Source organism: Mesorhizobium sp. M0663 (assembly GCF_040320585.1).
Lineage (GTDB): Bacteria > Pseudomonadota > Alphaproteobacteria > Rhizobiales > Rhizobiaceae > Mesorhizobium.
This window is the reverse complement of the sequence record NZ_JAMYPX010000002.1, coordinates 538,140-554,417: the sequence shown is the minus strand read 5'-3', so window position 1 is coordinate 554,417 and position 16,278 is coordinate 538,140. Positions and strand designations below refer to the sequence as shown.

The 16,278-nt window shown below is 63.4% G+C and carries 37 protein-coding genes; 33 read left to right on the top strand and 4 right to left on the bottom strand.

From position 1 onward, the window contains the following. Positions 1–143: 143 nt before the first annotated feature. From NKI54_RS06095 to NKI54_RS06085, 3 genes are all read right to left on the bottom strand, one after another. Positions 144–389 carry a hypothetical protein gene (locus tag NKI54_RS06095; RefSeq protein ID WP_352579398.1) on the bottom strand — a complete coding sequence of 82 codons (246 nt, stop codon included), beginning with the start codon at positions 387–389 and terminating at the stop codon, positions 144–146. Between the two features lie 210 nt (positions 390–599). Next, positions 600–773: a hypothetical protein gene (locus NKI54_RS06090; RefSeq protein ID WP_352516715.1), complete on the bottom strand. Its 174-nt coding sequence runs from the start codon at positions 771–773 to the stop codon at positions 600–602. 415 nt (positions 774–1,188) lie between these two features. After that, complete coding sequence (locus tag NKI54_RS06085; RefSeq protein WP_352690933.1) at positions 1,189–1,401, bottom strand: Arc family DNA-binding protein; 213 nt, start codon at positions 1,399–1,401, stop codon at positions 1,189–1,191. Positions 1,402–1,660: 259 nt separating this feature from the next. Between NKI54_RS06085 and NKI54_RS06080 the strand changes: the two genes are divergently transcribed. After that, positions 1,661–1,933 (top strand): hypothetical protein, encoded by a 273-nt coding sequence (locus tag NKI54_RS06080; protein WP_352690930.1) that lies wholly within the window; start codon positions 1,661–1,663, stop codon positions 1,931–1,933. On the opposite strand, the gene NKI54_RS06075 is transcribed toward NKI54_RS06080, so the two are convergent. Then, a complete protein-coding gene (locus NKI54_RS06075) occupies positions 1,885–2,283 on the bottom strand; it encodes a helix-turn-helix domain-containing protein (RefSeq protein ID WP_352690984.1) in 399 nt (132 codons plus the stop codon). The two genes, NKI54_RS06080 and NKI54_RS06075, sit on opposite strands and share 49 nt — an antisense overlap. Positions 2,284–2,370: 87 nt before the next feature. Between NKI54_RS06075 and NKI54_RS06070 the strand changes: the two genes are divergently transcribed. From NKI54_RS06070 to NKI54_RS05915, 32 genes are all read left to right on the top strand, one after another. Next, entirely contained in the window at positions 2,371–2,568 is a 198-nt protein-coding gene (locus NKI54_RS06070; protein ID WP_352690928.1) for a hypothetical protein, read from the top strand. Then, positions 2,565–2,768 (top strand): hypothetical protein, encoded by a 204-nt coding sequence (locus NKI54_RS06065; RefSeq protein ID WP_352690926.1) that lies wholly within the window; start codon positions 2,565–2,567, stop codon positions 2,766–2,768. Before NKI54_RS06070 ends, NKI54_RS06065 begins: the two co-directional genes overlap by 4 nt. Beyond that, entirely contained in the window at positions 2,768–3,604 is an 837-nt protein-coding gene (locus NKI54_RS06060; RefSeq protein WP_352690924.1) for a ParB/RepB/Spo0J family partition protein, read from the top strand. The genes NKI54_RS06065 and NKI54_RS06060 overlap by 1 nt, the downstream gene beginning before the upstream one ends. 62 nt (positions 3,605–3,666) lie before the next feature. Next, complete coding sequence (locus NKI54_RS06055) at positions 3,667–4,062, top strand: hypothetical protein (protein ID WP_352690922.1); 396 nt, start codon at positions 3,667–3,669, stop codon at positions 4,060–4,062. Positions 4,063–4,073: 11 nt separating this feature from the next. Further along, positions 4,074–4,205 (top strand): hypothetical protein, encoded by a 132-nt coding sequence (locus tag NKI54_RS06050; RefSeq protein ID WP_352452373.1) that lies wholly within the window; start codon positions 4,074–4,076, stop codon positions 4,203–4,205. Then, positions 4,202–4,366, top strand: a complete 165-nt coding sequence (locus tag NKI54_RS06045; RefSeq protein ID WP_352690920.1) for a hypothetical protein — start codon at positions 4,202–4,204, stop codon at positions 4,364–4,366. The genes NKI54_RS06050 and NKI54_RS06045 overlap by 4 nt, the downstream gene beginning before the upstream one ends. Continuing rightward, positions 4,363–4,656: a hypothetical protein gene (locus NKI54_RS06040; protein WP_352690919.1), complete on the top strand. Its 294-nt coding sequence runs from the start codon at positions 4,363–4,365 to the stop codon at positions 4,654–4,656. Before NKI54_RS06045 ends, NKI54_RS06040 begins: the two co-directional genes overlap by 4 nt. After that, on the top strand, positions 4,653–4,865 hold the full coding sequence (locus NKI54_RS06035; protein WP_352690918.1) for a hypothetical protein: 213 nt from the start codon (positions 4,653–4,655) through the stop codon (positions 4,863–4,865). Before NKI54_RS06040 ends, NKI54_RS06035 begins: the two co-directional genes overlap by 4 nt. Next, positions 4,858–5,148, top strand: coding sequence for a hypothetical protein (locus NKI54_RS06030; RefSeq protein ID WP_352690917.1), 291 nt, complete (start codon positions 4,858–4,860; stop codon positions 5,146–5,148). Before NKI54_RS06035 ends, NKI54_RS06030 begins: the two co-directional genes overlap by 8 nt. A gap of 6 nt (positions 5,149–5,154) precedes the next feature. After that, positions 5,155–5,436 (top strand): hypothetical protein, encoded by a 282-nt coding sequence (locus tag NKI54_RS06025; protein ID WP_352546959.1) that lies wholly within the window; start codon positions 5,155–5,157, stop codon positions 5,434–5,436. Then, complete coding sequence (locus tag NKI54_RS06020) at positions 5,433–7,682, top strand: DDE-type integrase/transposase/recombinase (protein ID WP_352690915.1); 2,250 nt, start codon at positions 5,433–5,435, stop codon at positions 7,680–7,682. Before NKI54_RS06025 ends, NKI54_RS06020 begins: the two co-directional genes overlap by 4 nt. Before the next feature lie 78 nt (positions 7,683–7,760). Then, positions 7,761–8,507: an AAA family ATPase gene (locus NKI54_RS06015; RefSeq protein WP_352453377.1), complete on the top strand. Its 747-nt coding sequence runs from the start codon at positions 7,761–7,763 to the stop codon at positions 8,505–8,507. Continuing rightward, the gene (locus NKI54_RS06010) at positions 8,504–9,103 is read left to right on the top strand and encodes a hypothetical protein (protein ID WP_352690913.1); all 600 of its coding nucleotides are present in this window, start codon (positions 8,504–8,506) and stop codon (positions 9,101–9,103) included. Before NKI54_RS06015 ends, NKI54_RS06010 begins: the two co-directional genes overlap by 4 nt. After that, positions 9,100–9,489, top strand: coding sequence for a transcriptional regulator (locus NKI54_RS06005; RefSeq protein ID WP_352690912.1), 390 nt, complete (start codon positions 9,100–9,102; stop codon positions 9,487–9,489). The genes NKI54_RS06010 and NKI54_RS06005 overlap by 4 nt, the downstream gene beginning before the upstream one ends. A 2-nt stretch (positions 9,490–9,491) precedes the next feature. After that, on the top strand, positions 9,492–9,812 hold the full coding sequence (locus NKI54_RS06000; RefSeq protein ID WP_352690910.1) for a hypothetical protein: 321 nt from the start codon (positions 9,492–9,494) through the stop codon (positions 9,810–9,812). Continuing rightward, positions 9,809–10,090, top strand: a complete 282-nt coding sequence (locus NKI54_RS05995) for a hypothetical protein (RefSeq protein ID WP_352690908.1) — start codon at positions 9,809–9,811, stop codon at positions 10,088–10,090. The genes NKI54_RS06000 and NKI54_RS05995 overlap by 4 nt, the downstream gene beginning before the upstream one ends. Beyond that, positions 10,077–10,409, top strand: coding sequence for a hypothetical protein (locus tag NKI54_RS05990; RefSeq protein WP_352690906.1), 333 nt, complete (start codon positions 10,077–10,079; stop codon positions 10,407–10,409). Before NKI54_RS05995 ends, NKI54_RS05990 begins: the two co-directional genes overlap by 14 nt. Then, the gene (locus NKI54_RS05985; protein ID WP_352516694.1) at positions 10,393–11,040 is read left to right on the top strand and encodes a DUF3164 family protein; all 648 of its coding nucleotides are present in this window, start codon (positions 10,393–10,395) and stop codon (positions 11,038–11,040) included. Before NKI54_RS05990 ends, NKI54_RS05985 begins: the two co-directional genes overlap by 17 nt. Next, positions 11,040–11,411, top strand: a complete 372-nt coding sequence (locus tag NKI54_RS05980) for a hypothetical protein (RefSeq protein ID WP_352690904.1) — start codon at positions 11,040–11,042, stop codon at positions 11,409–11,411. The genes NKI54_RS05985 and NKI54_RS05980 overlap by 1 nt, the downstream gene beginning before the upstream one ends. Beyond that, positions 11,408–11,755, top strand: a complete 348-nt coding sequence (locus NKI54_RS05975; RefSeq protein WP_352546940.1) for a hypothetical protein — start codon at positions 11,408–11,410, stop codon at positions 11,753–11,755. The genes NKI54_RS05980 and NKI54_RS05975 overlap by 4 nt, the downstream gene beginning before the upstream one ends. Further along, positions 11,752–12,357, top strand: a complete 606-nt coding sequence (locus NKI54_RS05970) for a regulatory protein GemA (RefSeq protein WP_352690902.1) — start codon at positions 11,752–11,754, stop codon at positions 12,355–12,357. The genes NKI54_RS05975 and NKI54_RS05970 overlap by 4 nt, the downstream gene beginning before the upstream one ends. Beyond that, the gene (locus tag NKI54_RS05965; protein ID WP_352690901.1) at positions 12,357–12,599 is read left to right on the top strand and encodes a hypothetical protein; all 243 of its coding nucleotides are present in this window, start codon (positions 12,357–12,359) and stop codon (positions 12,597–12,599) included. The genes NKI54_RS05970 and NKI54_RS05965 overlap by 1 nt, the downstream gene beginning before the upstream one ends. Continuing rightward, positions 12,599–13,039 (top strand): ASCH domain-containing protein, encoded by a 441-nt coding sequence (locus NKI54_RS05960; RefSeq protein WP_352690900.1) that lies wholly within the window; start codon positions 12,599–12,601, stop codon positions 13,037–13,039. Before NKI54_RS05965 ends, NKI54_RS05960 begins: the two co-directional genes overlap by 1 nt. Then, complete coding sequence (locus tag NKI54_RS05955; protein WP_352690898.1) at positions 13,036–13,281, top strand: hypothetical protein; 246 nt, start codon at positions 13,036–13,038, stop codon at positions 13,279–13,281. Before NKI54_RS05960 ends, NKI54_RS05955 begins: the two co-directional genes overlap by 4 nt. Then, positions 13,278–13,652 (top strand): hypothetical protein, encoded by a 375-nt coding sequence (locus NKI54_RS05950; protein ID WP_352690896.1) that lies wholly within the window; start codon positions 13,278–13,280, stop codon positions 13,650–13,652. The genes NKI54_RS05955 and NKI54_RS05950 overlap by 4 nt, the downstream gene beginning before the upstream one ends. Before the next feature lie 102 nt (positions 13,653–13,754). Next, positions 13,755–14,276, top strand: coding sequence for a peptidoglycan recognition protein family protein (locus tag NKI54_RS05945; protein WP_352690894.1), 522 nt, complete (start codon positions 13,755–13,757; stop codon positions 14,274–14,276). Next, a complete protein-coding gene (locus NKI54_RS05940) occupies positions 14,276–14,563 on the top strand; it encodes a hypothetical protein (protein WP_352516685.1) in 288 nt (95 codons plus the stop codon). Before NKI54_RS05945 ends, NKI54_RS05940 begins: the two co-directional genes overlap by 1 nt. Before the next feature lie 103 nt (positions 14,564–14,666). Next, positions 14,667–15,086, top strand: coding sequence for a hypothetical protein (locus NKI54_RS05935; RefSeq protein ID WP_352516684.1), 420 nt, complete (start codon positions 14,667–14,669; stop codon positions 15,084–15,086). After that, on the top strand, positions 15,064–15,357 hold the full coding sequence (locus NKI54_RS05930; RefSeq protein ID WP_352690891.1) for a hypothetical protein: 294 nt from the start codon (positions 15,064–15,066) through the stop codon (positions 15,355–15,357). Before NKI54_RS05935 ends, NKI54_RS05930 begins: the two co-directional genes overlap by 23 nt. Next, on the top strand, positions 15,354–15,596 hold the full coding sequence (locus tag NKI54_RS05925; RefSeq protein ID WP_352516682.1) for a TraR/DksA C4-type zinc finger protein: 243 nt from the start codon (positions 15,354–15,356) through the stop codon (positions 15,594–15,596). Before NKI54_RS05930 ends, NKI54_RS05925 begins: the two co-directional genes overlap by 4 nt. Then, positions 15,596–15,961 (top strand): DUF2730 family protein, encoded by a 366-nt coding sequence (locus NKI54_RS05920; RefSeq protein ID WP_352690888.1) that lies wholly within the window; start codon positions 15,596–15,598, stop codon positions 15,959–15,961. The genes NKI54_RS05925 and NKI54_RS05920 overlap by 1 nt, the downstream gene beginning before the upstream one ends. Then, complete coding sequence (locus NKI54_RS05915) at positions 15,958–16,272, top strand: VpaChn25_0724 family phage protein (protein ID WP_352516680.1); 315 nt, start codon at positions 15,958–15,960, stop codon at positions 16,270–16,272. Before NKI54_RS05920 ends, NKI54_RS05915 begins: the two co-directional genes overlap by 4 nt. The last annotated feature ends 6 nt before the right edge of the window (positions 16,273–16,278 follow it).

Genomic DNA, 16,278 nt, shown 5'->3' with positions numbered 1-16,278 from the left:
CTCCAACCGCCCGTCAGGAAACGGGTGGCAGGCGCTGCGTGATCCGCCTCTTTTCCGTTCGAAGTAAGGAAGACGGCAATGCTTCGGTTGTTGCAGTTTCACGACACCGCCGCGCAACGCGGCGATGTCTTGCATGAATTGTGTCAGCCGACGCGTGCGCCGGTCGAGATCCCTGTTTCAGCTGACTTGGCAAAGACGCTTGCTTTCACCCTTCCGGCACCTCCCGCCAAAGCCAAGCCCCTGTCCAGGGCATCCTGAAGACTTGGCGTGTAGTAGGCGGTGTCTTCCAGGCCACTGAAGAAGTTTATGCGATGAACTTCCCCCTTCTTACTCATGACAATGCCCGCTTTTCGGAGCACTTCCTGAACTGTTTTGTACTTCATGTTCATGGTGACCTCCCTTACCAAGACAAGGCAGCATCGCCCTTTCTTGTAACTGTTTGGTGCCGTCGATTGGCCAAAGGGCAACATGAATGTTGTAGCGAACGCCAAAATTCACATCACTCTGGCGCAGCGCAGCGGGTGAACTTGGGATTCGCCACAGCGGCCGACCTGGTGTCCCGAAGGGGCGGGACGTCTGACGCCCGCCCCTTCGCCCGATCAGGCCTCGGTCGTCTTCAACGCGATGAACGTCATGTGCTTGACGCTCGACGCCGTCCGGTCCCAGTTTGCCGCCAGTGCCAGCTCGGCATCGGTGGCGAATTCGCCGGCCGAGGACGCGTCGAGAAAGCGGGTGCCCGGCACATGCGGCACGAAATGCCGGCGGCCGACCATTTCGGTGACATGTAACGCGCAAGATCAGATGGCATCAGCCGCCTAATGCTGGGAAAAGGTGATAATCGCCGGGAAGAGCCGCCAGAAGCCCGGAAAACAAGGCGTTCGGCGGTAACAGGCGGGGCCAGAAAGCCCGATAGCCAGAAAGCGGCCGCGCAACTTCACTTGGCACCGAAACGACCGCCGGCGAGGCGTCGCGCAACTTCACTTGGCACCGCCGAGCCTGCCGCAAAACGGCGCAGCGCAAGGCGTAGAGCTTCAAAAACAGCCAAAACCGGCGAGCGGCGAACTCTGACCACGCGTCAGAGTTCGGGCGATGATGAGCAAAAAATCGAAAAACACATATTTATCAAGCTGCTAAAGTCATTTTCCGGCCTTGGCTGGCTCGGTCGAACTCTGACGCGGCTGTTCGCCCTTATCGGCCCCCTTTGTCGATGATGGCGAGCGCCTCTGTCAGCAGTTGGGCTACGCGCTGCCGATCTTCCCCGTCATCTGCGAACGACTGCTCCAGCCTAGCGGCGATCTCGGCATTCAAAGACCGATCATTCGCGGCGGCGGCAATCCTGATCTGCTTCTGAAGCTGAGCCCGCAAGCGCAAGTGAAAATCGTAGGATCGATCGGCTGCCATAGGGCCGCTTATGGCTGAAAGAACTTTGCTCGAAAATGGCCCCACTGATGGGGTATATACCCCACGCTTGGGGTTTATCCACAGGCGAATCACGGAAGATTACGCGGATGTAATATGTGATTAGACAATCCCGGGTAATTGCCTAAATAACGATCACGAGGCCACTAATGTAAGCAATAAGACTAAAACTTTAATGTCTTGAGTAAGTCTTGCCGGTTGACGCCGGATTGGGCGAGCAACAGGGAAATTAGACCGAAAAATGCGGGCGGCAGAAGCAGGCTCCAGCGGAGCAGTCAACGAGGATGCGCGGGCTAACCTAGTGGTCAGCCGGCGGGCATTGATGGCCGGCTTGGTCGCCGTAGCGGCGACCGGCAAGATCGAACCAGCCCCGAACCTGCGGCAAAAGATCGATGAGGCGGCGGCGAATCTGGCCGCGCTGATGAACCAGCTGCACGGCGGCGGCTCGTGGTACGCGGAAGTCGATCACGAGGATCCGTTCGTCCTGATCGGCCGCGATCTGGCGGCTCCATAAACGGTCCGGCGCAGCATTTTCAGGGCAACCCGCTGCACTTCCTCGTCAGCCTTCACCAGGTCGGAGAAAACCTCGGCGAGCTCGGCGCGGATATTTGCCCCATCGTTGGGTGCCCCGTTCTTATCGACGGCGGCCGTGGCGGGTTGCTGCCCACCGTCGAGCAGATCAGCGACGGAAACCCTTAGAACCCGGCTCAGCGCTTCGAGGTTGGCAGTGCTGGGTGTGCGTCCGCGTTTGAGAATGTCGCGGACAAACGTCTCCCCCTTCCCGGCGAGGAGGGAGGCTTCCTTCATTGTCAAATCCCGCTCAGCGAGCCGCCTGACGATTCGATCTCTCCAGCCTTCGTTCATCGATGGGAAAATACCCATTGTGATAACGGTTGTCTCGTGGTCAATTGCCCATTGACGCAATGGGATTTTGCCCATTATTGTTTGGAAATGACCCAAATCGACGATCTCCTGATTCGCATCGAGGCGTATTGCCAAACGGAAGGCATCGCCCTGACCACCTTCGGTTTCCGAGCGGTAAACGACGGCAAGCTCGTGAAAAAGCTGCGGGCCGGCCACACGATCACGCTGCGGACATTCGACCGGATCGAGGCATTCCTCGCGGCCGAGGAGCGTGAAGCCGCATGACGTTCACGATTCCAAAGGGCATCCCGCCGATAGGCGGCATGCGGTGGGATTTTCCCATTTCTGACCATGGCAGCATCCAACACATACGCAACAACGCGCGGCCGGCACAGGTGAACCGCAGCCTCAACGCTAGCAACGGCAGCGAACTGGTGGCTAGGTCAAATCCGCAGCAACTTTTGGACAGTGGAGAGACCCTCTGATGGCTCTTTCGTCCAATTCCGCGTCTATTCTAGACATTGACGTTGCTTCGATCACAATCCTCTCAGGCCGCCGGCGTCTCGATCCTTCATGGGTCGAGACGCTTTCCGATCTTTTCGCCGGCCAAGGCCAGCTCCAGCCGATCGAGGTGATCGCCGAGGGTGATCGCTTCCGGCTCGTCTATGGCGCTCACAGGCTGGCCGCGGCAAGGCTGATCGGCTGGAAGACCGTCCGCGCAATCGTCAAGCAGGCAAAGGATTTCGCCGACGAGGCCGAGATCACGCTGCGCGAGATCACCGAGAACCTCGCCAGACGCGACCTTTCCGCTCTCGACAGGGCCGTCGACATCGCCCGGTGGCGAGAGGTTTATGAGGCGACGCACCTAGTGGCAAAGCCCGGTCGGAAGGCGAAGCCACTACTGGCCGAGGAATTAACTGCAAAGTTTGCAGTTAATTTCTCTGTCGCTGCCACAACGGCTTTCGGCCTTTCCGAGCGCAGCATTTTCAATGCCGTCAAGATCGCCTCGATCCCCGCGTCCGTCCGCGATTTGATCGCGCTCCATCCGGTCGCCGGTAACCAGTCCGAGCTCCTGGCGCTCGCTGCCGAACCGGTCGTCCGGCAGGAACAGATCGCCGCGCTGCTCACCGCCGAGCCGCCACAGGCCGGCTCAATCGCCGATGCCATCGCGATCATCGACCGCATGCCGAAACCGGCGACCGAGCCGCGCTGGCAAAAGCTCGCAACCGACTTCTCGAAGATGAAGGAGAGCGAGCAGGACCGGTTCTTCGAGCTGCACCAGGCCGCCATCCAAAGGTGGATGAAAGGCCGGCAAGACTGATGGCCAAGCCTCCCCGCAACAACTCGACCCTGGACCTATTCCGCGACTATCAGCCGGCCCCGGTGGTCGATCGTTTCGACGCGGAAAAGGTCCAGGCCTGGTCGATGGCGGGACGACTGTCCAAGGCCGTCAGCCTGACCCTGACGGAAGCGGACAAGAGCCGGGCCGATATCGCCCAGGCAATGTCCGACTACCTGAAGGACGAAGTCTCGAAGCCGATGCTGGATGCCTACGCCAGCCAGGCCAAGGAGCATTCGATTTCGGCCCTTCGCCTGCTCGCTCTGATCGCGGTCACAGGCGACGTACGCGCGCTCAACACCCTTTTGGAAGAGGCCGGGATGATCGTCGTCCCCAAAAAATACGAGGCGCTGATCATGCGGGAAATGGCCGACGAGGCCATCCAGCGGGCGACCCTCGATAGGCAGGCGTTCGATGCACAGTGGAAAGCAAAACGATGAAAGGCTTTCACATGAGACGCGATCTTCTCGACCTTGCACAAGACTGTTTATCGCTGCTGGCGGTGGCCGGCTTTGTCGCCTTCGCCACCTTCGGCAGCGCCGGCATTTCGGCGGCTGTCATCGCCTGGAGGCTCGGCCAATGAGCTTCCTCGCAATCGCCCTCGCCGGCGCTGCGCTCTACGCCGCCTTTCTCTACGGCCTGCACGTGTTGTTCACGCGCCAGCAGGGTGCCCGTCTGGCGGCCGGCGCGGCATTCCGGCGCCGTGTCCAGAAGCATGTCCATGGCGGAGGCCTTTGGTCATGAGCCACTGCGCCATGCCGGCATGCTCGAACGCTGCGACAGGCATCTTCTGCCCCGATCACTATTTCAGGCTTCCGGCCTCGCAGGCGCACTGGCTGATCCGTTGGCAGTTCAAGATGCTGCGCTGCGAGGATGCCGACACCAAGCAGCACATGCGCGAGCAGCTGCACGGCTACACGCAAGAAGCCATCCGCACCCTCCAATCCGCCGAGGCGATCTCCCAAGCCGCCTCCGCCAGCAGCGCCCCCCCCACCCCCGCCGGGGGCGCCAACACCCCACAGGCACGAGCATGACAGGCATCGTCATCGACGGCGTCCACCTTGGCACGGTCGCCAAATTCGCCGGCCACCGGCGCGCGACACGATGGGTCGCGTATTCGATCCACCGGGTTTCCGTGAACGAAGCCAACAGCGCCAAATTCTCGACCATGCACGCGGCGATCGACTGGCTGACCAGCGAGCACGACCGCGTGAAGGCAAGCGAGGCTGCATCCAATGGCTGACGGCAAAATCCCGATCATCGGGCAGATCGCAGAGGTGAACCGCGAGCTGGCCTTGCGCCGCAACGTGTTCCCGATCCGCGTCCGCGACAAGAAGATGAAACAGGCGGAAGCCGACCTCTGCATGCGCCGCATGGAGGCCGTGCTGGCGACCCTGATGTTCTGCCAGGCGCACGAGGCCGAGATACGGGCCTTCATAGCCGCCAAATCCGAAAAGTCGGGGGGGGGGCATCATGAGCAGCGATCCTCGGCAAGTGACGATTTTCGATCTGTTGGCGGGCGGTAACCAGCCATGATCGAAGCCCGCCTCGACCTCCTCGAAAAGTTCCGCCCCGACCTCATCAACAACCTAGTGTGGTTGTGGTGGAAGGATGATCTCTGCCAGCCGACCGACTTCTACCTTGCCGTGGCGCACGCGCCCTCCGTCACGAAGGACGCGCTCAAAGCCGGATTGCTGAGCGGTCGCCTGAAATACCGTGGCGGCGGCTTGACCGGCCGGCTGGAGCTGACCGCTGAGGGCCGCTACCTCGTCCGCCGGATGCTGCGGCGCATGGGTGCCGAGGTGGCCGCGTGAAAGACTGCCTGACCGCCCGCGAGATCGCCGCCGAGGCCTTGCCGGATATGCCGCGCACCGAGAGTGCCGTCATCCGTATGGCGACGCGTGAAGGCTGGGACGAGCGCGCCACACAGACCCGGCAGCGCGCTGGGCGAGGCGGCGCTACCGAATATCACGTCTCGCTGTTACCGGTGCTTGCCCAGGTCGCCTATCAGCAGAAGCACCTCGTCATCGAACGGCCGGTCACGCCAGCGAGTGCCGCGCCGGACACCAGCCTGACCGCCCGCGCGCAAAAGGAGCGTGACGCCCGGCTGGCGATCGTCGCCGCTTTCGAGAAGTTTTCGCGCGGCATGCAGCTCGGCTATGCCACCCGCGTCCAGGTCTTCACCGATCGATACAATGTCGGCTCGCTCACCATCGACGAATGGGTGCGAGAGATCGTGCCTTCCCTGTCGAAGCGATCGCTTGCCCGCTGGCAGTCGCAGAAGCGCGACGGCAAGGTCAACGCGCTCGCGCATGATCCCGCCCAGGCGCGCAAGGGCACCGGCATCCTCGAAACCGCAAATGGCGGTGCGGTCAGCGCCTTCATGCTGGCCCTGATCGCGCAGCAGCCACATCTGTCCGGCCACCATGTCCGTACCCTCTGCCGGTCGGAGTTCGGCGACACTTTGAAAACGGTTTCAAAGGGCGTTGAAACCATCATACCGATGCCGCCCGTCCGAACCTTCCAGCATGCGCTGAAGGGCCTGAGGGAAAGCCGTAAGGTCGAGCTGATCAAGCTTACCAACCCCGACCGCTATCGCTCGCACATGGCGCCCGCCGGCGTAGGCATGCTGCGCCACATCACCGAGCCGAACCAACTCTGGCAGATCGACGCCTCGCCGGTCGATGCGCTGTGCACCGACGGCCGGCATTCAGTCTATGCGTGCATCGACATCGCCACCCGCCGTAGCATCTGGCTGCTGTCGCGGACGGCACGCGCCTCGGCCGTCGCACTGCTCATCCGAAAGGCGATCATCGCGTGGGGCGTGCCCGACGTCGTCAAGACCGACAACGGCTCCGACTTCGTCGCCCAGGACACGCAAAGGCTGTTCGTCTCGCTCGGCATCGAGGCCGAGACGTCGGACGCCTACTCGCCCGAGCAGAAGGGCCATGTCGAGCGCGTCATCAAGACGTTTCAGCACGACGTCGGGCCGCTGCTGCCGGGCTTTGTCGGCCATTCGGTCACCGACCGCAAGGCGATCGAAAGCCGCAAGAGCTTTGCGCAACGTCTAGGCGAGAGCGACGCGGAAGTCTTTGGCGTCACGCTCACAGGCCCGCAGCTGCAGAAGCACGTCGATGATTGGGCAACCACCGTCTATCAGCACAGGCCGCATGCTGGCCTGAAGAACGCCACGCCCTTCGCCACAGCGCTCGCCTCGACAAAGCAACCGCGCAAGGTCGACGAGCGCGCCCTGGACCTGCTGCTGATGCCTGTCGCCGGCTCGGATGGCCAGCGCATCGTGACCAAGCTCGGCATCCGCATCGACGGCTATCACTACATGACGCCGACCATTTTGCCCGGCACCGCCGTGTTCGTGCGGCAGGACCCGAACGATGCCGGCCGCGCCTATGCCTTCGCCCAGGACGGCGCTGAGTTCCTCGGCGACGCGATCTGCCCCGAGCTTTCCGGCATCCACCCCGAGACTTTGGTGCGCGCCGCGAAGGAGATCCGCAGCGAGCTGGTCAATGAACTGACCCGCGACTTGAAGGCGGACATGAAGAAGATTGCCAAGGGCGCGCCGCTGATCGAGCGCGCCTTGGAAGTCGCGCGCCGCGACGCGCCGAACGTCATACCGCTGCCAAAGCGCGACCAGGCGCATTCGACACCGCAGATCGCTGCGGCGATCGAGGCGCTCGGCGAGCGGCTCAATCCCAGCCAGCCGCTCGACACTGCCGCCGCTGCCGCCCATCGCCGGCTGATCGACGAAATGCAGGCCGAGGACGAGCAACGCCTCTTTGCCGAGACCGATGCAATGATGAAGCGCCGGCAGGCCGAGATCGAGGCGGCGCGCACGGCCCATCTGCCGAAAGACGAGAACGTCGTCGCGCTGCCGGAGACCCCGAAGGAGCGCTATCGGCGCGCGGTCGGCTTTCGCAAGCAACTCGACACCAACACGCTGCCGGCGGCCGACGCGGTCTGGCTCGGCGGCTACGAGCTGTCGGCCGAGTTCAAGGCCCATCAGTCGATGCATGAGGATTTCGGTGAAGCGTACCTGTCCTGAGTAACGGAAAGCCCGGTCTGCAAACCGGGCTCTCCGCAAGAACAGCCGCCGAAGCGGCACAGCACAACGAGGAAAATGATGACAGAAATGCTCAAAGTCAACCGGCCGGCACCGCTGAAGAACGTTGCCGCCTTTTCGACCCTGCTCGCAAAGATGGTCGATCGCAATCCCGACGATCCCGGTCTCGCCGTCTTCTCCGGCCCATCCGGCTGGGGCAAGACGAAATCCGGCATCTATGGCGCCAACAAATATCGGGCGGCCTATGTCGAATGTGGCCAGTTCACCTCGGCGCGCTCGCTGCTCATGCAGATTCTGATCGAGCTGGGCGAAACGCGCCCGCGCGGCTCGATCGAGGATCTGAAAACCAACGCCATTATGCTGCTGGTGGCCGACCCGCGCCGGCCGCTCATCATCGACGAGGCGCATTTCATCGCCAAAAAGCGCTTTGTCGACCTGCTGCGTGAGCTCTCGGACAAGTCCGGCGCCCCGGTTGTCATGATCGGCGAGGAGATGCTGCCAAAGCATCTGGAAGAGTTCGAGCGGGTGCATAACCGCGTGCTCGAGTGGCTGTCGGCCGTGCCCTGTGACGCCGAGGATTTTGGCCTGCTGGCTGCCAATCGCTGCCCCGGCATCGAGATCACAGACGACCTGGCAGCCGCCATTCTCGACAAGACCAGGGGCAACACGCGTCGCATCGCCGTCAACCTCACCAAGGTGGTCGAAGCCGGCCAACTCCTCGGCATCAAGAGAGTCGACCTCGCCGCGTTTGGCGGCGCCAACGCGATCTTCAGCGCCCCTAAATTCACCCCTAGGAAGTTCGCATGAGCGGGCGATCCATCCTCGACATCGTGCAGATCAGCATCGCAGTGCCGCGCGGCGAGGCTGGCTACTGGTCGATCATCCGCGATCTCGATCTCGGCGGCCCCTGGACGGTGCGGCAGATCTGCCATCGGACGAACGTCAAGACGCAGGCGGTCGGCAGGTTCGTCCGGAAGCTTCGGCTCGCGGGCATTGCTGAGGTCGTCGAGCAGAAGACCGCCAGCCATGGCGGCGGTGCCAATCTCCCGGCCACCGTCGTCTATCGCCTGGTCAAACGGCCTCTCGTAGCACCGCGGCTGACGCCGGACGGCAAGACCCCGCCCGAGACAGCCATCGAGCAGATCTGGCGCGCGATCAAGATGGCCAAGGTGTTCAGCCTTGCCGACATGGCAGAAGATTGCCCTGACGTGCCTCGGCGGACCGTGGAAGCCTATCTCTACGCGCTGTCTACCGCTGGCATCGTGGCCGGCAGCCCAGGGCGCTATCGGCTTGTGCACAATCTCGGCCTGCAGGCACCGAAGATCCTCGCCACAAAAATGGTGTTCGATCCGAACAGCAAAACGGTCATCGGCCGTCCCGTCGCAAGCGAGGCGAAGCCATGAACCGGGGGCCCGTCAAGCACAGCCGGCCGGACGGCAAGTCGTTTGTCGAAAAGGCGATCGATGCGCACGGCTCGCCGCTGCCCGACTGGCTGGACGAGCTGGCCCGGCTTGCCGACGCCGGTGACCTCGGCGTCGCCGGCCAGCGTATCGGCTACAGCCGCTCCGCCGTCTCGACCATCATCAGCGGCAAGTATCTGGGCGATGTCGCCCGCGTCGAGCAGATGGTGCGCGGCGCCCTGATGGCCGCAACCGTCGAATGCCCGGTGCTCGGCGAGATCGGCCGCGACCGCTGCCTGACCGAACAGAAGGAGCCGTTCCGCGCTACGTCGCGGCACCGCGCCCAGCTCTTCCACGCCTGCAAAACCTGCCCCCAAAGGAGAAAATAGCCATGGGCGAAAGAATGTCGTTGGCGCTCTCAGACGGCCTGTCCGAACTGCGCGACCTGATTTCCGACTATCAGCACGAGCCCCGCATCCTCGATCCCGAAGACGCCCGTGTTCTCTGCGAGTGCATCAAGGAACTTCGCGGGAAAGCCCGCGACATCGAGAATCGGTTGAGCTGCAAGGTCTGGAATGACCAGGCGCGGGCAGAGCGCGAGGCCGAGGCCGACCGCATCGCCGAGGCGGCGTGCCGGCCAGGGTCGAACGTGCGGCTGTTCCCGGTTATCCCGCGGCCGTTTTCGGACGGAAGGCCGGGAGGTGCGGCATGACGATGGCGGTCCCGCCCAAGGAGGCCAAGTCGCGCGCACAGCGGCTCGCTGACCTGATCATCCCGTTGATCGATGCCGAGATTGAAGCGTCCAAGCCTGCGAAACGGTCGACACGCGACCAACTCATCATGCGGGCCTGCCGGGACGTTGGCGCGTCGGTCGACCAGCTTGAGCAGGCGAAATTCGGACCGGGCGAGATACCGGCCCGCAAGGCGCTGGAGCGCTCGGCCAAGCGCCTGAGGACCATTCTGGAAAGGCACTCGAATGGCCGCAAGTGAAGCGCTGCTGGCCTCCATCGCCAAGCTCGACATGATCGACCTCTGCGGCCGCATCGTTGCCGATCCGGAGCGCAACGCGGTCCGGGCCACCACCGCCGAGGTGCTGGCTTTGGCGATGGCCACGGAAGGGCTGTGGGCAATCGCCCTTGAAGCCAGCCTGCTGGTCTCGGCCCTTGAAAGAACGCTGCCTTGGAACGTCGAGGCCGACGCCGAACACCTGGAGCATGTTGTCCTGCAGATGGCCGCCGTGCGCGACCTGCTGGCCTTCATGCGCCCGATCCCGATCCAACAGGAGAATGACCATGCAAGCAGCAACTGAAGCCCGCCCCACCGGAAAGGTCCTGGTCGGCGACAAGCAATACATGCCCGATGCCAAGGGCAATCTCGTGCCGGTCGAAATGATCAAGCCGTCCGAGATGCTCGAAGACGAAACGGTCCGCACCATCCTCGGCTACGCCACCGATCTTTCCGCGCAGATCGGCCGTTTCAAGGAACACACGTTCAACGATCTCGGCGCCTTCGAGGCGCTGCTCGCCCAGGAGTACGGAGCGAGCAAGGGCGGCGCGAAGGGCAACAAGACGTTCATGACCTTCGACGGCATGAAGATGGTCAAGGTGCAGGTCGCCGACACGATCGACTTCGGCGCCCAGCTGCAGATCGCCAAGAGCCTGATCGACGAGTGCCTGACGGAATGGTCGGCCGACAGCCGGCCGGAGATCCGCGCCATCGTGACGCGCGCCTTCAACACCGACAAGGAAGGCCAGATCAACCGCGCCGCGATATTCATGCTGCTGCGGCTCGATATCGGCGACGAGCGCTGGCAACGCGCCATGGCGGCCATCCGCGACGCCATGCGCGTGGTCGGCTCGAAGATCTATGTCCGCTGCTACGAGCGCGACCGTCTCGACGCCGACTGGCGGGCGGTCACAATCGACCTGGCGAAGGCGTGATGGCAATGACGCTCTGGATCGAAACTCTTGAGCGCCTCGTCGCGCTACTCGACGAGAAGCTGGCGGTCGCCAAGGCCGAAACCGGCGAATTCAGGCACGCCGACTATTCGGCATGGCGCGCCCGCCACGACATGGCAGAGGCCAAGCTGGTCGAGTTCTTCACGAACGAGGAAGGCGCAAGGTTCAACCCGCGCCCGGCCGCCAGTGAACATTCGGTCATAATGGCTGGCCTGCGTGCCAGCTCGACCAGCGGGACAACCGGCGCCCTGACGAACTGGCGCACGGCCGCCCGCAAGAAAATCGCGGTCGATGACGGTTTCAATGCACACGGAAGCGGCCCGGTCCCGATCGAGCGGAGGGACGAGCCATGAGCAGCGCCAAGCCGACCCTTGGCTATCCGAGCCGCACCGCTGCCGTGGCGGCGTTCCGCGCCCAGGGCATGGAGATCAACGCCATCGCCGAGCGCATCGGCATATCTCCGTCGACTGTCTCAGCGCTCGAATGCTCGGTTCGCCGATACACGCCGAAGTCCCAGCGCGGCGATAGCACCTGCCGGACCGTTCACCTGCCGGTCGGCCTCTTGCAGCGCCTCGCGCCCCACGCCAGGAGGCGAGGCCTCACCCGCGAGACGCTCGCCTGGATGATCGTCGACGCGGTTGCCGAAAGCGACCTGGTGGACGCCGTCCTGGACGATGCGGAGGAATTGGCATCATGAGCACTCTGTCCGCCATCCACGTCGCCAACAAGCAGCTCGGTCTGGACGAAGACACCGCGCGCGATCTCTACCAGCGTGTCACTGGCAAGCGCAGCCTGCGCGAGATGAACGAGCGCGAGCAGCTGCGCATTGTCGAAGAGCAGCGCCGGCAGGGTTTCAAGCCGGCTGAAAAGGGCCTTCAAGGGCCATTCGCCAAGAAGCTCCAGGCGCTCTGGATCGCCGCCTGGAACCTCGGCATCGTCCGCGATCGGCGCGATGCCGCCATGCTGGTGTTCGTCAAGCGCCAAACCGGCATCGAGCACACCCGGTTCCTGCTCGACGGCGATGACGCCGCAAAGGCCGTCGACGCGCTCAAGGCGTGGATGACGCGAGAGTCCGGTCTCGACTGGAGCCTGTCCGTCAACACGCCGGAATGGCTGCGGCCTTCCGGTGCAAAGATTGCACTCGCACAGTGGCAGATCCTTTCCGTCGCGAAGACCGTCGACCCCAAGGGCTTCCGCCAGTTCGTCTGGGACACCGCAAAGCCGCTCGACCAGATGACCGACCGCGACTGGCCGGTTGTGATGAACGCGCTTGGCGACATGATCAGGAAGGTACGCTGATGGCCGAGAAACACTCCACTTTGGTTGTCGAAATGGCCCGCGTCGTTCTCTCGGAGATCCCGCAAAACATTGATGCCGATATGGGGAGAATGAGTGCTGTCGCCCGGCTTCTGACGGAGCGATTTCGAGGCGCCACAAAGCCGGACTTCGACGCCGCAATCGAGCTGATCGAATTGCACAGGCAATCCATGATCCTGGATGCGTTGGCTGACGCTGGCTTCTTCGATCCGAGGGTCGCGTGATGGTTGCCTACAGCTTCAAGGCCATGTTCGGCCCTCAGGTCTCGGGTCTCACCAAGCGGCATACCGTGCGCGCCGATCGCAAGCGCCATGCTCGGCCGGGCGAGCCGGTGCAGCTCTACCGGGGCATGCGGACCCGCAATTGCGTCAAGCTGGTCGACCCCGATCCCATTTGCATCCGCGTCCGGCCGATCGCGATCGTCACCACGCCGCTCCTGGATGAATTCATCGGCTCGATCGTCATCGATGGCCGCTCGCTGCATCGCGACGAGATCGAGGCCTTCGCCGCGGCTGATGGCTTCGGCATCGAGCATGTCGGCGACTGGCGGCTCAAGCGCATTGGCGAGCAAGGATCGGCCCGCTGGAACATGGGCGCCTTCTGGCAGGCCGAGCATGGCGCCGGCCTGTTCGAAGGCAAGCTGATCGAGTGGGAGCCAGCATGAGCACGCGCAGACGTTTCACCGGCCGGGTCAAGATCGACTTCTCCAAGATCGAGGCGTTCGCGGCCTCGGAGCTGGCCAGCAATGCCCTTGCGGCCGCCAAGGGCTGCGACTGGACGCTGACCAAGCATTCGGCCCTCTACCGCTGCCGCAACGGCCTCTACACGCTCTGCCTGATCTGGCACGGGCCGAACCGCGAGACGCTCACCACGACCATGCGCAATCTGCGGCTGGAGGTGGCGTGAGCGACGAACTGCGATCCGCTGAGCTGCTCAGCCTGATAGGCCTGGCGGACTTCGTGCGCCTCGCGGAAACCTATGGCGGACGCCGTCTCTACGTGCCGGCATCCGGCGACGACACAGCCCTTGTCAGGAGCCTGGGCGCTGCGGCCGCCCAGAAGCTTGCCCGCCGCTATTCCGGGTCATACATCCGTGTGCCTCTTGCCCGCGAGCTTCGCGCACGGCAGTATCGCGCCAACGGCGCCTCGAACGGCGAGATCGCCGGGCGGCTCGGGATAACCGAAACCGGCGTGGACAAGCTCTTCCGGCGCATGCCGGACAAGCCCGTCAAGGGCAGCCACGATCCGCGCCAGGCCGACCTCTTTTCCAGCAACTGATTTGCCGCCCGCCTAAGCGGGCATGATTGCCGCCTGCCGCCGAAGGCATGGTGTTGCGAAATGGCCGGGGCTCTCCCGGCCGATTTCACAGGCGGACACTCAATGACCATCCCTAGCGGCTGGCTGCCCAATGCGACCATCCAGCGCGTCATCCTCCACTGGACGGCCGGTAGCCACAAGGCGACGGATTTCGACCGGCAGCACTATCACCTGCTGATCGAGGATGACGGCAAGCTGATCCGTGGCGTCCCGTCGATCGACCTCAATTCGCTACCCAAGGCCACGGCCGGCTATGCCGCGCACACGCTGAACTGCAACACCGGCTCGATCGGCGTTTCGATGTGCGCGATGGCCGGCGCGATCGAGCGGCCGTTCAACGCTGGCTCGCAGCCGCTCACGAAGGCGCAGTGGGACGCCGCCTCGACTGTCGTCGCTGAGCTTTGCCGGCGCTACACGATCCCCGTAGGACCACACACCGTGCTGTCGCATGCCGAGGTGCAAGCCAATCTCGGCATCCAGCAGCGCGGCAAATGGGACATCGCCAAGCTGCCGTTCGATCCCGCTTTCGATACGGCGCGCGAATGCGGCGACCGCTTCCGGGCCGAGGTGAAGGCGAAGCTCTGATGCCGCTTGTTCAGAAGAGCCGCCGTTTCTCGAAGGGGCTGGTCATCATCAATTGCGCCTTGGCCTGGGCGGCGGTGTTTGCCTCGATCGTCTATGCCCAGGCGGCTTACGTTGCCGCGACGGCGATCGGCCTGATCCTGGCGGTGAGCGGAGCCTACATGGGCATCGGCCACTTGGACCTGAGGCAGATCGTCCGCGCTATCGTGTCCGGGCAGTCCACCACACCTTTGTCAGTGACAGACGGCGGCGAGCCGGCCGAACCGTTCAGCGAGGGGAACGTACAATGATCGATCCGCGCATCTTCTGGTCCAGCTTCGTGGGCTCGGCATCGGGGACCGCGACGGTGTTCGTCCTGGTGGGCGTGGCGCTGCTGTGGTGGTGGTTGGCGCAATGACCGGCGCAGCTATTGGCCTCTTCTTGAAAAGATGGGTGCTACCGGTGCTGACGTTCGGCATCACGCTACCGGTGTGGTTCTTTCTCGCCGCGGGTATCTGGCTTTGGTTCGACAAAGCCTCGGCCGTGCGCCAGGCGGTCGACAAGGCCGTGACGGAACTCGTGGCTAGTGCCAGGCTCGACGCGCTCAATGCCGAGCTGGTCGAACAGCGCCGACTGCGCGCCTGGAGCGACGGCAAGGCCGACGAGGCCAGTAAGATTGCGACTGATGAGCGGGCCGCGCGCGTCCACCTCGAAACCACGCTCACACTGACCGACGCCGAAAAAAGGAAAGCGGAAGATGACCTCGCCGTGCTTCAGGCCCGCGTTGATGGCCTTGTTGATCAGCAACTGCTTGACAGCTTGCACAACCGATAAGGCTGCCCTCGGCAAAGCCTATGCCGACAAGGCGGCGGCCCGCGTCGTCACCGACGCGTTGACGCAAGCCGATCGCGCGGTCGCCGAAGCGCGTCGCATGCCCGACTATCCCCCGGAATGCCGCCGCCATCACCGGAGCGGCGTGAAGCTCGGCGACAAGCTCGGCGTTGCGAACAAGAAGGCCGATATCGCCTTGGGCAATGCGAACACCCAGACCGACGCGTGCGCCGGCTGGTATGACGAGCGCAAGGCTGCGAGGGAACCGAAATGACGGCCGGCAACGCAGCCATCGACTTGGCCGAGCGGCGCGTCGAGCAGGAATGCGCGGCCGGCGTCGCGCGCATCCAGGCGGCGCTCCGGGGGCAATACGCTGCCGTCGAGGTGACTAGCTCGCCGTTCTGCGAATGCGGAGAGCGCATACCCGATGCCCGGCGTGACGCGGTCCCGAACTGCACCAGGTGCATCGACTGCGAGACCTTCATTGAACGACAGAACAGGAAGCGTGCCTGATGGATCTCACTGCGTTGATGCCCTGGCTTCTCGCCGCCTCCACTCTCCTCAATCTGGGCACGACCGTTTTCACGCTCATGACCAGCGGAGCAAAGAAAACGGCAAGCGATCTCGAAGCTCACAAAACGGCCGTAGAGGATCGCTGTTCGGGACTGGACACAAAGCTGGATGACTACGGTTCGCGCATCCAGTCGATCGAGAGCGAAATGAAGCACCTGCCAGACAAGGACATGGTGCACCAGCTGCAGATGACCATGAAGGACATCCAGATAGAGATGGCCAACGTCAAGGCGGAAACCCAGGCCGCCGCGCGGACGAGCCGTCGAGTGGAAGAATTCTTGCTGGATAGGGCGAAGGCGGCATGACTTTGAACATTGACGATTACGACGACTACGTTGAGCAGGACATCCGGCTGATCATTCTCCGCGCCCTGGCTGCCGAAGATAACGGCACCATGCATGAGGGCCGCCTGGAGCTCGAGCTGAAGCGGTTCGGATACACCAAGACGCGCGCGTACATCCGCAACCAGCTGACGTTTCTCGAAAAGACCGCCGGCGCCGTCCGCAACATCGTCGGCGGATCGGTGATGGTCGCTACCATTCGCAAGGCAGGGCGCGCCCACATTGAACGGGCGCAGTTCCTGGAAGGCGTCAAGCGTCCCAGCGATCCGGACTGAGGCAGC

Excerpts from the sequence above, each read along its gene's own strand:
- NKI54_RS06095 (WP_352579398.1), bottom strand. The coding sequence starts at position 389 with ATGAACATGAAGTACAAAACAGTTCAGGAAGTGCTCCGAAAAGCGGGC.
- NKI54_RS06090 (WP_352516715.1), bottom strand. The coding sequence starts at position 773 with ATGGTCGGCCGCCGGCATTTCGTGCCGCATGTGCCGGGCACCCGCTTT.
- NKI54_RS06085 (WP_352690933.1), bottom strand. The coding sequence starts at position 1,401 with ATGGCAGCCGATCGATCCTACGATTTTCACTTGCGCTTGCGGGCTCAG.
- NKI54_RS06080 (WP_352690930.1), top strand. The coding sequence starts at position 1,661 with ATGCGGGCGGCAGAAGCAGGCTCCAGCGGAGCAGTCAACGAGGATGCG.
- NKI54_RS06075 (WP_352690984.1), bottom strand. The coding sequence starts at position 2,283 with ATGAACGAAGGCTGGAGAGATCGAATCGTCAGGCGGCTCGCTGAGCGG.
- NKI54_RS06070 (WP_352690928.1), top strand. The coding sequence starts at position 2,371 with ATGACCCAAATCGACGATCTCCTGATTCGCATCGAGGCGTATTGCCAA.
- NKI54_RS06065 (WP_352690926.1), top strand. The coding sequence starts at position 2,565 with ATGACGTTCACGATTCCAAAGGGCATCCCGCCGATAGGCGGCATGCGG.
- NKI54_RS06060 (WP_352690924.1), top strand. The coding sequence starts at position 2,768 with ATGGCTCTTTCGTCCAATTCCGCGTCTATTCTAGACATTGACGTTGCT.
- NKI54_RS06050 (WP_352452373.1), top strand. The coding sequence starts at position 4,074 with ATGAGACGCGATCTTCTCGACCTTGCACAAGACTGTTTATCGCTGCTG.
- NKI54_RS06045 (WP_352690920.1), top strand. The coding sequence starts at position 4,202 with ATGAGCTTCCTCGCAATCGCCCTCGCCGGCGCTGCGCTCTACGCCGCC.
- NKI54_RS06040 (WP_352690919.1), top strand. The coding sequence starts at position 4,363 with ATGAGCCACTGCGCCATGCCGGCATGCTCGAACGCTGCGACAGGCATC.
- NKI54_RS06035 (WP_352690918.1), top strand. The coding sequence starts at position 4,653 with ATGACAGGCATCGTCATCGACGGCGTCCACCTTGGCACGGTCGCCAAA.
- NKI54_RS06030 (WP_352690917.1), top strand. The coding sequence starts at position 4,858 with ATGGCTGACGGCAAAATCCCGATCATCGGGCAGATCGCAGAGGTGAAC.
- NKI54_RS06025 (WP_352546959.1), top strand. The coding sequence starts at position 5,155 with ATGATCGAAGCCCGCCTCGACCTCCTCGAAAAGTTCCGCCCCGACCTC.
- NKI54_RS06015 (WP_352453377.1), top strand. The coding sequence starts at position 7,761 with ATGACAGAAATGCTCAAAGTCAACCGGCCGGCACCGCTGAAGAACGTT.
- NKI54_RS06010 (WP_352690913.1), top strand. The coding sequence starts at position 8,504 with ATGAGCGGGCGATCCATCCTCGACATCGTGCAGATCAGCATCGCAGTG.
- NKI54_RS06005 (WP_352690912.1), top strand. The coding sequence starts at position 9,100 with ATGAACCGGGGGCCCGTCAAGCACAGCCGGCCGGACGGCAAGTCGTTT.
- NKI54_RS06000 (WP_352690910.1), top strand. The coding sequence starts at position 9,492 with ATGGGCGAAAGAATGTCGTTGGCGCTCTCAGACGGCCTGTCCGAACTG.
- NKI54_RS05995 (WP_352690908.1), top strand. The coding sequence starts at position 9,809 with ATGACGATGGCGGTCCCGCCCAAGGAGGCCAAGTCGCGCGCACAGCGG.
- NKI54_RS05990 (WP_352690906.1), top strand. The coding sequence starts at position 10,077 with ATGGCCGCAAGTGAAGCGCTGCTGGCCTCCATCGCCAAGCTCGACATG.
- NKI54_RS05985 (WP_352516694.1), top strand. The coding sequence starts at position 10,393 with ATGCAAGCAGCAACTGAAGCCCGCCCCACCGGAAAGGTCCTGGTCGGC.
- NKI54_RS05980 (WP_352690904.1), top strand. The coding sequence starts at position 11,040 with ATGGCAATGACGCTCTGGATCGAAACTCTTGAGCGCCTCGTCGCGCTA.
- NKI54_RS05975 (WP_352546940.1), top strand. The coding sequence starts at position 11,408 with ATGAGCAGCGCCAAGCCGACCCTTGGCTATCCGAGCCGCACCGCTGCC.
- NKI54_RS05970 (WP_352690902.1), top strand. The coding sequence starts at position 11,752 with ATGAGCACTCTGTCCGCCATCCACGTCGCCAACAAGCAGCTCGGTCTG.
- NKI54_RS05965 (WP_352690901.1), top strand. The coding sequence starts at position 12,357 with ATGGCCGAGAAACACTCCACTTTGGTTGTCGAAATGGCCCGCGTCGTT.
- NKI54_RS05960 (WP_352690900.1), top strand. The coding sequence starts at position 12,599 with ATGGTTGCCTACAGCTTCAAGGCCATGTTCGGCCCTCAGGTCTCGGGT.
- NKI54_RS05955 (WP_352690898.1), top strand. The coding sequence starts at position 13,036 with ATGAGCACGCGCAGACGTTTCACCGGCCGGGTCAAGATCGACTTCTCC.
- NKI54_RS05945 (WP_352690894.1), top strand. The coding sequence starts at position 13,755 with ATGACCATCCCTAGCGGCTGGCTGCCCAATGCGACCATCCAGCGCGTC.
- NKI54_RS05940 (WP_352516685.1), top strand. The coding sequence starts at position 14,276 with ATGCCGCTTGTTCAGAAGAGCCGCCGTTTCTCGAAGGGGCTGGTCATC.
- NKI54_RS05935 (WP_352516684.1), top strand. The coding sequence starts at position 14,667 with ATGACCGGCGCAGCTATTGGCCTCTTCTTGAAAAGATGGGTGCTACCG.
- NKI54_RS05925 (WP_352516682.1), top strand. The coding sequence starts at position 15,354 with ATGACGGCCGGCAACGCAGCCATCGACTTGGCCGAGCGGCGCGTCGAG.
- NKI54_RS05920 (WP_352690888.1), top strand. The coding sequence starts at position 15,596 with ATGGATCTCACTGCGTTGATGCCCTGGCTTCTCGCCGCCTCCACTCTC.
- NKI54_RS05915 (WP_352516680.1), top strand. The coding sequence starts at position 15,958 with ATGACTTTGAACATTGACGATTACGACGACTACGTTGAGCAGGACATC.